Source organism: Hydrogenophaga sp. BPS33 (assembly GCF_009859475.1).
GTDB lineage: Bacteria > Pseudomonadota > Gammaproteobacteria > Burkholderiales > Burkholderiaceae_C > Hydrogenophaga.
The window spans coordinates 1,554,469-1,567,428 of sequence record NZ_CP044549.1; the positions used below are offsets into that span (position 1 = coordinate 1,554,469).

13 protein-coding genes and 1 pseudogene are annotated in these 12,960 nt (G+C 58.4%); 6 read left to right on the forward strand and 8 right to left on the reverse strand.

Annotation, left to right across the window (positions count from 1 at the left end; genetic code table 11):
- The first annotated feature begins 17 nt into the window (after positions 1 to 17).
- The 3 genes from F9K07_RS07300 to F9K07_RS07310 are packed head-to-tail and all read left to right on the forward strand — an operon-like array spanning position 18 to position 1,942.
- Positions 18 to 644, forward strand: coding sequence for a nitrile hydratase subunit alpha (locus F9K07_RS07300; protein ID WP_159590825.1), 627 nt, complete (start codon positions 18 to 20; stop codon positions 642 to 644).
- Position 645: 1 nt separating this feature from the next.
- Complete coding sequence (gene nthB / locus F9K07_RS07305) at positions 646 to 1,272, forward strand: nitrile hydratase subunit beta (RefSeq protein WP_159590828.1); 627 nt, start codon at positions 646 to 648, stop codon at positions 1,270 to 1,272.
- A 34-nt stretch (positions 1,273 to 1,306) separates the two neighbouring features.
- Entirely contained in the window at positions 1,307 to 1,942 is a 636-nt protein-coding gene (locus F9K07_RS07310) for an MSMEG_1061 family FMN-dependent PPOX-type flavoprotein (RefSeq protein WP_159590831.1), read from the forward strand.
- A 45-nt stretch (positions 1,943 to 1,987) separates the two neighbouring features.
- Here the strand turns inward: F9K07_RS07310 and F9K07_RS07315 are convergent, their stop codons facing one another.
- From F9K07_RS07315 to alr, 6 genes are all read right to left on the reverse strand, one after another.
- Positions 1,988 to 2,908, reverse strand: a complete 921-nt coding sequence (locus F9K07_RS07315; protein WP_159590833.1) for a molybdopterin-dependent oxidoreductase — start codon at positions 2,906 to 2,908, stop codon at positions 1,988 to 1,990.
- Positions 2,909 to 3,076: 168 nt separating this feature from the next.
- Positions 3,077 to 3,739 carry a GntR family transcriptional regulator gene (locus tag F9K07_RS07320; protein WP_159590836.1) on the reverse strand — a complete coding sequence of 221 codons (663 nt, stop codon included), beginning with the start codon at positions 3,737 to 3,739 and terminating at the stop codon, positions 3,077 to 3,079.
- A 208-nt stretch (positions 3,740 to 3,947) separates the two neighbouring features.
- On the reverse strand, positions 3,948 to 5,033 hold the full coding sequence (locus tag F9K07_RS07325) for a Leu/Phe/Val dehydrogenase (protein WP_159590839.1): 1,086 nt from the start codon (positions 5,031 to 5,033) through the stop codon (positions 3,948 to 3,950).
- A 158-nt stretch (positions 5,034 to 5,191) separates the two neighbouring features.
- The gene (locus F9K07_RS07330; RefSeq protein ID WP_159590842.1) at positions 5,192 to 6,271 is read right to left on the reverse strand and encodes a TRAP transporter substrate-binding protein; all 1,080 of its coding nucleotides are present in this window, start codon (positions 6,269 to 6,271) and stop codon (positions 5,192 to 5,194) included.
- Between the two features lie 11 nt (positions 6,272 to 6,282).
- The gene (locus tag F9K07_RS07335; RefSeq protein ID WP_159590845.1) at positions 6,283 to 7,470 is read right to left on the reverse strand and encodes an aminotransferase-like domain-containing protein; all 1,188 of its coding nucleotides are present in this window, start codon (positions 7,468 to 7,470) and stop codon (positions 6,283 to 6,285) included.
- The gene (gene alr, locus F9K07_RS07340; RefSeq protein WP_159590848.1) at positions 7,467 to 8,669 is read right to left on the reverse strand and encodes an alanine racemase; all 1,203 of its coding nucleotides are present in this window, start codon (positions 8,667 to 8,669) and stop codon (positions 7,467 to 7,469) included. The genes F9K07_RS07335 and alr overlap by 4 nt, the downstream gene beginning before the upstream one ends.
- Positions 8,670 to 8,757: 88 nt before the next feature.
- Here alr and F9K07_RS07345 point away from each other — a divergent pair, with 88 nt between their 5' ends.
- Positions 8,758 to 9,663: a LysR family transcriptional regulator gene (locus F9K07_RS07345; RefSeq protein WP_159590851.1), complete on the forward strand. Its 906-nt coding sequence runs from the start codon at positions 8,758 to 8,760 to the stop codon at positions 9,661 to 9,663.
- 81 nt (positions 9,664 to 9,744) lie between these two features.
- On the opposite strand, the gene F9K07_RS07350 is transcribed toward F9K07_RS07345, so the two are convergent.
- Both F9K07_RS07350 and F9K07_RS31760 read right to left on the reverse strand, forming a co-directional pair.
- Positions 9,745 to 10,605 (reverse strand): LysR substrate-binding domain-containing protein, encoded by an 861-nt coding sequence (locus F9K07_RS07350; RefSeq protein WP_236581822.1) that lies wholly within the window; start codon positions 10,603 to 10,605, stop codon positions 9,745 to 9,747.
- A gap of 175 nt (positions 10,606 to 10,780) precedes the next feature.
- Positions 10,781 to 10,879, reverse strand: a pseudogene (locus tag F9K07_RS31760) (IS481 family transposase); the annotation flags it as partial.
- Between the two features lie 14 nt (positions 10,880 to 10,893).
- Here F9K07_RS31760 and F9K07_RS07355 point away from each other — a divergent pair.
- Positions 10,894 to 11,451, forward strand: a complete 558-nt coding sequence (locus F9K07_RS07355) for a tautomerase family protein (RefSeq protein WP_236581823.1) — start codon at positions 10,894 to 10,896, stop codon at positions 11,449 to 11,451.
- Position 11,452: 1 nt separating this feature from the next.
- Complete coding sequence (locus F9K07_RS07360) at positions 11,453 to 12,931, forward strand: aldehyde dehydrogenase family protein (protein WP_159590854.1); 1,479 nt, start codon at positions 11,453 to 11,455, stop codon at positions 12,929 to 12,931.
- Positions 12,932 to 12,960: the final 29 nt, after the last annotated feature.

The following is a 12,960-nucleotide window of genomic DNA, read 5'->3' on the forward strand; positions in this document are numbered from 1 at the left end:
TCATAGAGGAGAAACGCATGAATCAAACGCACAGCGGAAAAGCCACTGCATCTTTGAAGGACCGAGCACGCGCTGTGGAAGCAGCGATGGTCGACAAAGGCCTACTTCCGCAAGACTACATCGACGCATTCATCCACAGGTCGGAGAATGATTGGCATCCTAGAAACGGTGCCCAAGTAGTTGCGAAAGCCTGGTCTGAACCAAGCTTCAGGGAGTGGCTGCTGGCCGACGGCAAGGCAGCTTGCGCATCGTTGGGCTACGTCGGACCGGCACATCAAAAGCGTGTAGTGGCACTCGAGAACACTGTGTCCGAGCATCACGCCGTCGTTTGCACGCTCTGCTCCTGCACCGCGTGGCCCGTGCTTGGCTTGGCACCCGATTGGTACAAGGATTTTGAATACCGAGCGCGAGTCGTCCGAGACGCTCGGAAGGTCTTTCGGGAAATGGGGCTCTTGCTCGAATCGCAAATAGCGATTCGCATCTGGGACACCACCGCCGACTCCCGCTACTTTGTGATCCCGCGACGGCCTGATTTCTCTCAGGGCTGGGATGAAGCAGCGTTGGCCGCGATTGTGACCAAGGAATCGATGATCGGTGTCTCGAGCCTATTGCCCGAACAACAAGTTATGCCGGAGGTACGCTGACATGGACGGAATACACGACATGGGCGGGCGCCAGGGCTTCGGGGTTGTTCGATTTCGCCCTGGGAATCCTAGATTTGAGGAACGCTGGCAGGCTTTGAGCTACGGCTTGATGTTGTTTGGTGCGACCCGGCCGGGGGGCTATTCAATGGATCAGCTACGCCACGCAATAGAACGCATGGAACCCCGCCACTACATGGGGGCCACCTACTCCGAGCGGATTCTCACAGGCACGGCCACGCTATTGGTGGAGGCAGGTGTCGTCTCTCACGAGGAACTTGAGGAGCGTGCGGGCGGAGCCTTTCCGCTTGCGGGGGAAACCGCAGCAGGGCGGCTCGCACGGGACAAACAGTGGACGCCACTTGAGCATGGGCAGCAAGTGCGCGTGAAAAACCTGTTCGTCGACGGCCACATCAGGTTGCCTGGTTACGTGCGCGGTCGAACCGGAATTGTTGTAGGCGAGGACGCCCCCTATCCATTTCCAGATGCCGCAGGCCACGGATTGCCGGCCCGCGAAGAACCCACCTACTTCGTTCAATTTGATGCGCGCGAACTATGGGCGGATAGCGACCCGAATGCCAGTGTAACGTTGTCACTGTGGCGCAGCTATTTCGAACCAATCAACCCATAAGTGCTACGGCACGTCTCTTCGGAAAGATGACCTCATGGAAACTCAGGAACCTGGCCAGTGGATACTTTCAACTCATTCGCATCTAGACAAGCTATATGGCTCAACCGTCACCGGTGCACGTGAAAAGGAAGTGGGACACATCCATCCGGTCTATCGTCCATTCATCGAGCACTCCAGCTTTGTGATTATCGGTACTGCTGGGAGAGATAGCACCGATGTTTCACCGCGTGGCGACCCCAAAGGCAAGACCGCATGGATTATGACTCCGAATCGCTTGCTTATTCCGGATCGAAAGGGAAACAATCGCATTGATACGCTGCGTAATTTGGTCGACAACCCGAGAATTGGGCTGCTCTTCATGATATCCGGCGTGAACGAATCACTGCGTGTGAACGGGACTGCCAGCCTATCGGTTGAGCCCGCGCTACTGGAGCTCACCTCCCTGGAAGGAAAGGCTCCACGTTGCGTAATTGATGTGAATATCAATTCGGTGTTTTTCCAATGCCCAAGGGCAGCCATGCGTGGTGGACTTTGGAACCAAGCGGAGTTTGTCCCCCGCAGCAAGTTGCCCTCCGTGGGGCAAATCCTCCACGCACTGGCGGAAGGCTTGGTAAACACAGAAGAGTTTGATCGCACACGCGAGCAAATACTAAAAGAAACTCTTTATTGATCGATGCAAACCGTGCCGAAAGCGTGCCCCGCCGAGAAAACACGGCTAAGCCAGGGTACGCACCTCGACGGCACGGTTACGGCCTTCAAGCAACGGTTGTACGACGCCTGTCACGTCGACCGCTCTCGGCAGCAGTCTTAAGGCACCCCTCTCCTGCCGTACAACCGCGTCGAATCGCTGCCATTCGAATTGCTCACGCCTCGAAATAGTTGCCTGGATCCAAGACTCACCGGCGTCCGGTGAAACGTCGACCCGAGCGATCTCATGCGCGCCCCATGCCCACCCCCAAACAGCGATATCCCCCGAAACAAGCACACTCTGCTCAGCGGGAGAGACGATGATCGCTTCCGGGGCGAGGTCCCAGACGGGTTTAAGTGCATTAGAGCCAGGAATTCGATCGTTGTAGTAGGTGGTGGTGAACAGGCTTTGGCTGCGTCGCTCGGCGACCTCGATTCCGCGCAGCCACTTGACCGAGTTGGTTCCGTAGTGCCCTGGAACCACCAAACGAACAGGTCCTCCGCGAGCGGCCGTCAGCAATTCGCCGTTCATATGCGTTGCCAGCATCACCTCCCCAGCCAGAGCCTTTTCCATCGGCACATCTTTCTCATACGCGGGAACCGATATCCCGTCAAAGACGCCGCCATCGGCCCCACAAGCGATCACGAACTTGGCGCAGCTATCGTGGCCTACCTCCTCAAGAATCTCGCGCAGACTTACCCCGGTCCACTCAACATTTCCGCTTCGATCGGGTGAGGGTTCAAGCGGAAACTTCAGCGGGTTGCCTGCGCATTTGTGGACCGAAACCACAGTTTGTTGGGAAAATCGAAGCAGGTCCGCGTATGCGAGATGCAGTGGCCTTTCCACCAATCCACCGAGGCGCAGAGACCACTCGTTTTGTGCAATATCGGGCAATCCCAGATGTTCAAGCAAAAATAAATCTTCTTCCTTTGTGAGGAAAGAATCCATTTGGCTAACCCGAAGTGGAATATGCCTGAAAGCTCCTATTCGAAGATAATTCATCTGAGCTCGCAATTTTCGTCAAATGGTCATCAAACCGATGTGCAAGCGAAAAAAATGATGCCCCAGGGGATAAATCCTGCAATTTCGGGCAATATGCGGAGCTGATCATGCAATTCAAGTGCTCCCCGACGTGAAAATAAGTTCGGTGTACGCCTTGCCTCCACGACTAATGTGGTGCTGCATGATTTCATCTGCCTGATCGGCGCAACCGGTCATCACAGCGCCAACTATTTTTTCGTGCTCAATCAAAGATTGGTGCAATTGCGATTGAAGTTGAAAGGGGAATGGCCGGTACACGCGCAGGCGATCTCTAATATTTCGAATGTGTTCGGCCAGAAACTCGTTGCGCGACCCAGCGTAAATTATCTCGTGCAGCTCGCGGTTGAGTTCATAGTATTTCGGGTAATCACCAGATTGCGCATGCGCTCGACTGCGCTCCAGTACTGAAGTGAGCGCATCGCGCTCTTCCGGCGTCATTCTCGTGCTGGCCAGACGGGCAGCGAGACCCTCCAATTCCGTCAACACCTCCCACATTGCCACAAGACGTGCGACTGGAATCGCCGCAACAAAGGCACCCAGACGTGGACGCATCTCCAGCAACCCCGCGGTACCGAGTTGAAGCAATGCTTGCCTCACCGGTGTACGAGAGCTTCCGAAGCGTTCCATCAATTCGGCCTCACCAACGCGGTCACCCGGTTTGAGGCGCCCTTCCGAAATTTCTTTTTCGATGTGCTGTCGGACGACGTTCTGGAGATTGTTTTCGTTGTATGCAGGCACTTGAGACATCTCCATTAATGCATGCACAATTGAAGTTTTTAAATGTACAGGCAGCGACTATTGTACATCAGTAAATACCCTATGAATTTAGTAAAAGCCGATCTGTGCTCGAGAGGAATGGCCATGAAGCGCCAACCTGGCCAGCGCGTCACCGAGCTGCCACACGAGAAGATTCTCTGCCCGTGCTGGGTGCATTTGCATTGCCCGACTACACGCGCATCGCCAATTTCTCTTGCGCCCACTTATGCGCCGCAGCCTGAGGCGATATCCCTTGCGCAGCACTTCGGTCCAGTAGCTCAACCACGCGCGACCCAATGAGATCGACCTCGCCCAAGACCGCCTCATGCGTTCCGGTGCCCAGATACTCGCGGGCGACACTGATGATGCCGCCAGCGTTCACCAGAAAATCTGGCAAGTAGAGAATGCCGCGAGCATGCAGCAGTTCGCCATCCTCCGCGATAGCCAGTTGGTTGTTCGCGGCCCCAGCAACCAACGGTGCGCGCAATCGTGCGATGGCGTGCGCATCCATCACGCCGCCCAGAGCACAAGGAGCGAACACGTCGACATCTGAAGCGACGATGTCCTGGGGGTCTACGATCACCGCATCGAACGCATCGCGCGCGGCTTTGGTGCGGCAGGGATCCGTATCCGCGACCCAGAGGCGGGCACCTGCCTCGTGCAACATTCGACTCAGGCTGCCGCCAACGGCCCCCAGCCCTTGCACAGCGATGCGGACGCCTTGCAAGTTGTCGCGCCCGAAGCGCACACGCATCGCCTCGCGAATGCTGACGAACACGCCACGGGCCGTCATGGGCGACGGGTCGCCGCCAAACCCGTCCTCTCGCGGGATTCCGCTGACGTACCGAGTAACCTCCTGCACCGCATGCATGTCATCGGTCGTCGTGCCAACGTCCTCGGCAGTGATGTACTGTCCTTCCAGTGATTTCACGCAGGCCCCGAATGCCCTCAATAGGGCGGCGCGATCCACCTCGGCTGCCGACTTCAGGATGACGGCTTTACCGCCACCGAAAGGCAAGTCAGCCAAGGCGTTCTTCAGGCTCATGCCATGCGAAAGCCGCAGCGAGTCCACTAGCGCGTCCTGAGACCGCACATATGGCCACATGCGACACCCTCCGAAGGCAGGTCCACGCGCCGTGCTATGGATCGCGACGATCGCTTGCATGCCACTAACGGCATCGTGGAACCAATGCACGCGCTCATGCGGCGCTTCGCCGGGGACGGCGAAAACATCATCAGCAGGGTTCGGAGATTTAAACGTATCGATTTTCATCATGCAAATGTTTGCCAAGAGGTTGAAAAGAAAAAGGCTTTCTGAGAAGGCCCTGTTCTATGAGCGGCCATACTTCATCTGCCACACGAGTTGGCATGGGTGTGAGGCGACGAAAAAAATGGCCAGCACTGTCCACGGCGCACCAGAGCGTCGCGCCGCGTTCAGAACTTCTGGGATTGCATGAACCTGTCAAACGTCCCCTCCGTGAAGCGGTACCACATATTCTGTTCGGCACGAAACTTGGCGAAATCTGCGTAAATCTTCTTCCAGGTTGGATTGCTGGCCGACAGCTCGCTATACAGCGCCATGGCTTCCTGGAAGGCGGTCGACATCAAATCCCGGGGGAAAGGGCGCAGCTTTACGCCAGCACCCACCAATTGCCTTAGTGCCCCGGGGTTGCGCGCGTCATACTGCGCCTGCATGGTGAGGTGCGCCTGGGCAGATGCAGCCTCCAGAATCGCTTTGTGCTCTGCAGACAGGGCTTCGTAGGCCTTGGCGTTGATAAAGAAATCGACCTGCGCACTCCCTTCCTGCCAGCCCGGGTAGTAGTAGTAAGGCGCCACCTTGGCGAAGCCCAGCTTCAGATCGTCGTATGGCCCCAGCCACTCCGCAGCGTCTATGGTGCCTTTTTCAAGGGCGGTGTAGATTTCCCCAGCGGGGATGTTTTGCGGCACCGCTCCAAGGCGCGCCAGGATCTTCCCGCCGAAACCGCCAATGCGTATCTTCACGCCCTTGAGGGCCTTTGCACTGCCGAGCTCCTTGCGAAACCAGCCGCCCATCTGACCGCAGGTATTGCCCGCGGCCAGGTTGACTATGTTGTAGCCTGCGTAGAAATCTCGCATCAGCCTACCGCCGTTGCCCTCCATCATCCAGGCCGTCATCTGGCGCGTGTTCAGGCCGAAAGGAATGGCGCAGCCGAGTGCGAAGCATTCGTCCTTGCCAAAGAAATAGTAGGGTGCGGTGTGCGCCGCCTCCACAGATCCTTCCTGCACGGCATCAGCGACGCTCAGCGCGGGCGTCAGTTCTCCAGCCGCATGTACCGAAATTTCGAATTTCCCACCCGACATGGCACGTACCGCCTTGGAGAACACCTCTGCGTTGCCGTACATGACGTCCAATGACTTGGGAAAGCTGGAGGCCATTCGCCAGCGCAAAGCGGGCTGCGCCTGAACAGCGGGAGCAGTCCCCGCGGCTAGCACTCCGACCAGTCCAGCGTGGCGAAAAATAGAACGGCGTTGCATGGGGTGTCTCCTTAGTTGTTGTCGAAAATAGTTGCCGATGAACTCTCGCGGATCAATTGCGCGAGCACAGAAATCCCGGTGTCCATCTGCTCGCGCGTGGCGGTGGCGAACGACAGGCGAACGCATCGCGGATCGGGCGTGTCGACGAAAAAGGCCTCGCCGGGAACGAAGGCCACGCCTAGCTCCACTGCGCGAGGCAGAAGCGCGGCGGCATTAAATCCCGCGGGCAAGCGCAGCCACACGAACATCCCACCATCGGGGCGGTTGAATGCAACATCCAGACCTCGCATCTCGCGATCGAGGGCAGCGAGCATCGCGTCACGCTGGCCGCGGTACAGCGCGCGGATGGCGGACCCATGGTGTTGCAGGAAGCCGCCTTGCAGGATGTCGGCGGCCAGTCGCTGGTTGAAACTGGGCGTGTGGAGGTCTGCTGCTTGCTTGGCCTGCAGCAACTTGGCACGTAGCGCGCGGGGGGCGACTACGAAGCCCAATCGCAATCCAGGCGCGAGTATCTTTGAGAGCGACCCCAGGTAGATGCAGCCCTCGGGATTCAGCGCCGTCAAGGGGAGCGGTGGCGGTTCGCCAAACCACAGCTCACCATATGGATTGTCTTCCAGCAGCGGTAGGCCCATTTCAGACGCCCGCTCCACCAACGCATGGCGTGCGGAGGCGGGCATCGTTCGGCCGGTGGGGTTCTGATAGTTGGGGAGCAGATACAGGAAACGCGCATCCCGAGCTTGGCTAGAAAAAGCATCCAGGTCCAAACCATCGTCGCCACAAGGTAACCCGATAAATTTGGGTTCGCACACGGCAAACGCCTGGAGCGCGCCCAGATAGGTGGGCGTTTCCACGGCGACAGGGGCACCGGGGTCGATCAGCACCTTGGCCAGAAGGTCCAGCCCCTGTTGCGAGCCTGTGGTGATGAGCACTTCGTCAGGCTTGACAGGCCAGGGGAGCGTTGCAGCGATGATCTCGCGCAGTGGTCCATAGCCCTCGCTGGACGCGTACTGCAAGGCGGCGGCACCGTCCTGGCGCAAGACCTTTTCGCAGGCAGCCGCGAATGCCTGGACAGGAAAACTGCTGGGCGAAGGCACACCACCGGCAAAGCTGATGATGTCACGCTGCTCGGTGAGCGATAGCAGTTCGCGGAGCACGGAAGGGTTCATGCGCGCTGTGCGCCGCGCCAGATTCCAGATCATGCAGACTCCTGCTGTTGCTGCTGGGAGGCAATCGCTGTGTATGGCGAGCGAACGTATACGCGTGGCACTCCTTTGCCGACCGTGCAATACACGTCCAGCAAGGGCTGACCCCAATGATGCGCAAACGTTTCCAAGTCGATCTGCGCCGCACCGTCTGCGCCCATCAGCGTCACTACGTCTCCGATGCAAGCGCCAACGATGCCGGTCAAGTCCACGCGAAGCAACTCAGAATGAACGGGTGCAAGCAGGGGCGCTCGCTGACCACGCACCAAGGCATATGCGTCCGGCGACAGCTCGCGTGGGCAGCCATCACTCCAGCCGTAAGGGATGAGGCCAATGGTCATGCCCTCATGCACTGGGAAGAACGGCGTAACCGGCACATTCCCATGAGAGTCAATGCGTTTGACCATGACCAAGCGGCTCTTCAACGACCGCAATCCGGGCCGCCAGGTTCGGCGCCGCGAAGGTATCGCATCGAAAGGAAGGCCACTGATCAGGCGCCCAGGATCCACAGCATTCAAATCCGCCCGAGGATGCGTCAGGAGGATTTCTGAACTCGAGCACATCCGCAGGGGCACGTCGATACCAGCCGCCTCGATGGCGTCCACGGCTTCTACAAAGCAGCTCACCTGCTGTGATGAGCCGTCGAACCGCGGCGCTACGCCATTGAGGTAGGTTGCCAGCGAGTGCCCGTACACACCGGCCAGATGGAGTGTGGGTCGCGCTGCTATGGCGGACGCCACTTCGACGGCATCGTTAGGGAACGCACCGGCACGAAAGCCCCCAGTGTCGATTTTCAGGAACACGTCAAGCCGACCTTCGGCATATTGCGCCCACTGCTCAACTTCCTCGCGAGTGGAGACTGTGATGCTCATGCCATGTCGACTCAGCAATGGTGCGGCCGCCGGTAAACACGTTGGGTACAGCAGCATAGGCAGCGTCACGCCGGCTTCTCGGCAGACGATTGCTGAGTCGATGTTGCCGAAAGTCAAACCATAGGCGCCCATGCGCTCGCATGCTCGCGCCACCTCAACTGCGCCGCAACCAAAGGCGTCACCCTTCAGGCACACAAGCAGTCGCACCTGCGGACCTAGTAGCTCCACGACTTGGCGGATGTTGTGCTCGATGGCCTCGATATCAATCTCGCACCAGGTCGGCCTGCTGTGGCTTCCCCTCGCTTGGTTTTCTAGCATGTTCATATTGGCGCGGACTATAGCCAGCGGAAAACGGAAAGTTAAGCGCTTAGAATCTTTCGGGAGAGGTAAATATTTCTTACTTCAAAATCGGATGCTCGACGTAAACAGGCTTTTTCTGCTGCATCAGTTGTCCTTGCTGGGCACCATATCGCGCGTGGCAAAGTCGCAAGGGCTGACACGACCCGCTGTGTCGCAACAATTGCTCAAGCTCGAGCAAGAAGTAGGCTTGGTGCTGTTTGAGCGATCGGGGCGTGGAGTGCAACTCACCCCCGCTGGCAAGCAGTTGGTGGAACGCAGCCACGAGCTGTTCACGCTCCTGGAGAGCATGGAAGCCGAGGTAGAGGCGAGTAGTCGTCGCGTGTCCGGTCAGGTGCGTATCGGCGCCTTCGGCTCGGCAGTGTTCGGGTTGTTGCCCCTAACGTTGCAGCGCTTGCACCAAGAGCATCCCGGCATCGACATTGACGTGCATGAGATGGAGTCGCCCGATGGCTTGCGGGCCGCAGCTGCAAAGCAGGTTGATCTTGCGCTGGTTGATGATCTGATGGACAGAGCCGCCTTGATTGGTTCGCTGCAAATGCTGCCCTTGTGCGTGGATGAATTCTTGGCAGTGCTGCCCGCCCAGCATCCGCTCGCACACAATGCGCAGCTGAAATTGGCGGATCTTGCGCAAGAACGCTGGGACCTGAACCACGCGTCGCTGGGCTACAACCTATTGCTGCTGAACCAATGCCGCGCTCAGGGCTTCGAACCAAAGGTGCGAAGCAACTGCCGCAACCTGGGCGCGACGCTGGAATTGATCAAGGCGGGCCGGCTGGTCTCGGTACTTCCGGCGATGAACCTTCGCGCTGCTTGCGTCGATGTGCATCTGAAGGTGGTGCGGCTCGTACCACCCATCACACGGCAGATTTTCATCGCAACGGTTCGAGAGAGCTCGCGACGGCCAGTCATTGCTGCGGTGATCGCAGCGCTGCGAGAAACTGCGGGTCATCACTCGTAGTGCCGTCACGCGTTATCTAACATGGCGCGAGCGCTTGTGTGGATCCATTCCCAGCAGGACGCGCGTCGCGCGGGTGTCAACTCATCTTTCGGATCGTTGCGTGGCTTCACGAACGGCTTCGCTGACGATAGCGGCCAACTGCGCTGCAGGTGGTGCCAGCGCACCTGAGTGGCGCAGCATCACCACCGGAATGCTGGGTAGCGGTGGAAGTTTCGCTTGCACCGGATTGAGTACGCGCACGCGCGGGGGCAACTCAATACCGGTGCGCACAGTAACCCCAAGCCCCGCTGCCGTCGCCGCCCATAGGCCACCGAGGTTCGGGCTGGTGAAAGCGCTGCGCCAAGCGATCCCCGCGCGGTCGAGCGCCACGGTTGCGGCTTGGCGGAACAGGCAGGGCGGATCGAAAGCCACGATTGGAAGAGGGCGTTCACATTCCACCCTTAAACCCTCACGCACTCCACCAACCCAACGCATTGGGACGTCTGCAAGGCGTTGCGCAAGCGGCGAGGCTTCCGCGTCTCCCCAAATGACGGCCAAGTCGAGCTTGCCGGATTGCACAGCGTCCGTGAGTTCCCGGTTGCGTGCCACGCGCGCTTCCATCTTTACCTTTGGGTAAGCTCGCGCAAAGCGCGTGAGCACATCGGCCAGCAACATCTCCCCAAAGTCCTCCTGGAGGCCGAGCCGCACCCCTCCTTCCAGCCCCGCCTCTCGCAACGCCATAGCAGCCTCGTCGTTGAGGTCTAGCATCCGGCGCGCATAGCCGAACATCGTTTCACCTGCCTCAGTCAGTACCAGCTGGCGGCCGACTTTTCGCACGAGGGACGTGCCGGCTTGTTCCTCGAGTCTTTTTAGCTGCGCACTGATGGCCGACGTGGACCGCCCAAGTCTGTCGGCCGCCTGCGCAAAACTGCCTAGCTCAATGCCCAGCACAAAGCTGCGCATGGCATCTGTGTCGAAAGTGACTCGTCGTATTGCTGGCATCTTGCAATTATTCACCAACGTCGGCAACGCTTCAGCGCGTGAAGCGTCAACGACTATTTCTTGGCGAGTCGATTCTGAAGATGGGCGCGAAGCCGCCGATGCTACTGTGAAGGCGATGTCGGTTTGCGAGGGGCGCCCTCTTTTCATCTGGACGTATGGCCGTGAACGCCAGTCTCACGTGGCCATCGACGGCTACGAACAGCGTTTTCCAGCCCCTACCGTCGACCGAATCTCGATCAAATCGAGCACATGGCCAAGCTTGAACTCACTATCCCGGTGATGAGAGTGTTCGGCTCACCAGGCGGCGTGAAAACAGCGTCTGAAATCGTCCCAAAAAAGCGGATCCTGTATCCCGAATTATTCGATTTTCAAAGATGCAGACAGCACGAATACTCCGGGGCAACCAAAAGGAGCGTTTTTATGCCGTTCGCACGAATCTCGTTGCTCAGGGGAAAAAGCCCCGAGTATGTCCGCATGCTTGCCGATCGAGTGCATCAAGCCTTGGTGGAAGCCTTTGAGGTACCCCTCGATGATCGTTTCCAGGCGATTCATCAGCACGAGCGCGATGAGCTCGTGTTTGATCAACATTATTTGGGGGGGCCACGTTCAGACAACTACGTGCTGGTCTGCATCACAGCGGGGCGCATGCGCAGCACCAAAGTCAAACAGAGCTTTTATCGCCACTTGACCAATCTGTTGTCGGAGTCACCGGGAGTGCCGCCCGAGGATGTCATGGTGGTGATCAACACAACACAGGCCGACGAGTGGTCGTTCGGGTCTGGCAAGTCGATCGTCGCGGAGGAATGAAATGAAGTCAATTCCATCCGAGCCCGAAGTTCGCGACTGGACAATGCTGGTCGACGGTGAGTGGACGACCAGCGCCGACGGCGAAACCATCCCGATCGAGAATCCTGCCACCCGCAGCGTGTTCGCGCGGGTACCGCGGGGACGCGATGCAGACGTGGATCGCGCAGTAGCCGCGGCCCAGGTGGCGTTTGCTCAATGGAAGCGCGTACCCACCCGCGAGCGCGGTCGCGCACTGCTTCGAATAGCCGACGCTCTAGAAGCACGTAGCGAGGAGATTGCCCGTTTGCTCGCAACCGAAACCGGTAACGCTCTGCGCACGCAGGCGCGCCCCGAAGTGCGCGGAAGCATCGAAATGATCCGATACTTTGGAGGTCTTTGCGGCGAAGCAAAAGGAGAATCCAACGTACCCGTTGAGGGAACAATCAACTACACCGTGCGCGAGCCGCTAGGCGTTGTAGGCGCAATAATTCCGTGGAATTCACCACTGATAGTCGCAGCCAACAAGATTGCACCCGCTATATGCATGGGCAATACCGTGGTGCTGAAGACTGCTGAAGATGCACCTTTGGCCATGCTGGAGATGGCCCGTACCTTCCAAGAATTCCTGCCTAAGGGCGTGCTTAACGTTTTGACTGGCTTTGGCGCCGAGTGCGGCGTCGCGCTTGTGCAGCATCCGGGCGTGGGGAAGCTTACATTCACCGGCTCCACAAATGTGGGTAAGAGCGTGATGCACGCTGCCGCCGAGCGCGTTCTGCCAGTCTCGCTCGAACTGGGTGGCAAGAGCCCCAACATCATCTTTCCGGATGCGGACGAAGACTGGGTGGCCGACGCGACCATCGCGGCTGCACGCGTGACGCGCCAGTCGCAATCCTGCACCGCGGGCACCCGAGTGTTTGTCCACGACTCCATCTTCGATTCTTTCGTATCGCGCATGGCGGAAAAGCTGTCCGCTATGAAGGTGGGAGATCCACTGGACGAGCAAAGTGACATCGGCTCCTTGATCAACAAAAAGCAATTCGATCGTGTTTGCGCATACATCAGCGATGGCCTAGCCGACCCTGCGGCTCATCTGGTCACTGGTGGATTGCCACCGACACAAGGCCCGCTGACCAAGGGTTACTACACCTTGCCCACCATATTCGCCAGCGATTCCAATGATTGGCGCTTAGCTCGCGAGGAGATCTTTGGACCCGTACTTTGCGCCATCCGCTGGCGGGACGAGTCTGAGGTGATCCGAATGGCCAACGATACTCACTATGGCTTGGCCGGATTTGTCTTCAGCCGCGACGTCAACAAGGCACTGCGCACTGCACATTCAATCCAAGCAGGGCTCATCCAAGTGAATCACGGCGGAGCTCCCTACCCGGGCCAATCCTTTGGCGGCTACAAGCAAAGCGGATTAGGTCGCGAGTTCTCCCTGGAAGGGATGCTAGAAAGCTTCACGGTACGCAAGAACATCTGTGTGGTCTTACGTGATTGACCTCAGAGGCGATACATCCGCAACCTTCG

What these genes read in the sequence shown, in the direction of transcription:
- F9K07_RS07300 (WP_159590825.1), top strand. Translation starts at nt 18, where the DNA reads ATGAATCAAACGCACAGCGGAAAAGCCACTGCATCTTTGAAGGACCGA.
- nthB (WP_159590828.1), top strand. Translation starts at nt 646, where the DNA reads ATGGACGGAATACACGACATGGGCGGGCGCCAGGGCTTCGGGGTTGTT.
- F9K07_RS07310 (WP_159590831.1), top strand. Translation starts at nt 1,307, where the DNA reads ATGGAAACTCAGGAACCTGGCCAGTGGATACTTTCAACTCATTCGCAT.
- F9K07_RS07315 (WP_159590833.1), bottom strand. Translation starts at nt 2,908, where the DNA reads ATGGATTCTTTCCTCACAAAGGAAGAAGATTTATTTTTGCTTGAACAT.
- F9K07_RS07325 (WP_159590839.1), bottom strand. Translation starts at nt 5,033, where the DNA reads ATGATGAAAATCGATACGTTTAAATCTCCGAACCCTGCTGATGATGTT.
- F9K07_RS07330 (WP_159590842.1), bottom strand. Translation starts at nt 6,271, where the DNA reads ATGCAACGCCGTTCTATTTTTCGCCACGCTGGACTGGTCGGAGTGCTA.
- F9K07_RS07335 (WP_159590845.1), bottom strand. Translation starts at nt 7,470, where the DNA reads ATGATCTGGAATCTGGCGCGGCGCACAGCGCGCATGAACCCTTCCGTG.
- alr (WP_159590848.1), bottom strand. Translation starts at nt 8,669, where the DNA reads ATGAACATGCTAGAAAACCAAGCGAGGGGAAGCCACAGCAGGCCGACC.
- F9K07_RS07345 (WP_159590851.1), top strand. Translation starts at nt 8,758, where the DNA reads ATGCTCGACGTAAACAGGCTTTTTCTGCTGCATCAGTTGTCCTTGCTG.
- F9K07_RS07350 (WP_236581822.1), bottom strand. Translation starts at nt 10,605, where the DNA reads ATGCGCAGCTTTGTGCTGGGCATTGAGCTAGGCAGTTTTGCGCAGGCG.
- F9K07_RS07355 (WP_236581823.1), top strand. Translation starts at nt 10,894, where the DNA reads ATGGCCAAGCTTGAACTCACTATCCCGGTGATGAGAGTGTTCGGCTCA.
- F9K07_RS07360 (WP_159590854.1), top strand. Translation starts at nt 11,453, where the DNA reads ATGAAGTCAATTCCATCCGAGCCCGAAGTTCGCGACTGGACAATGCTG.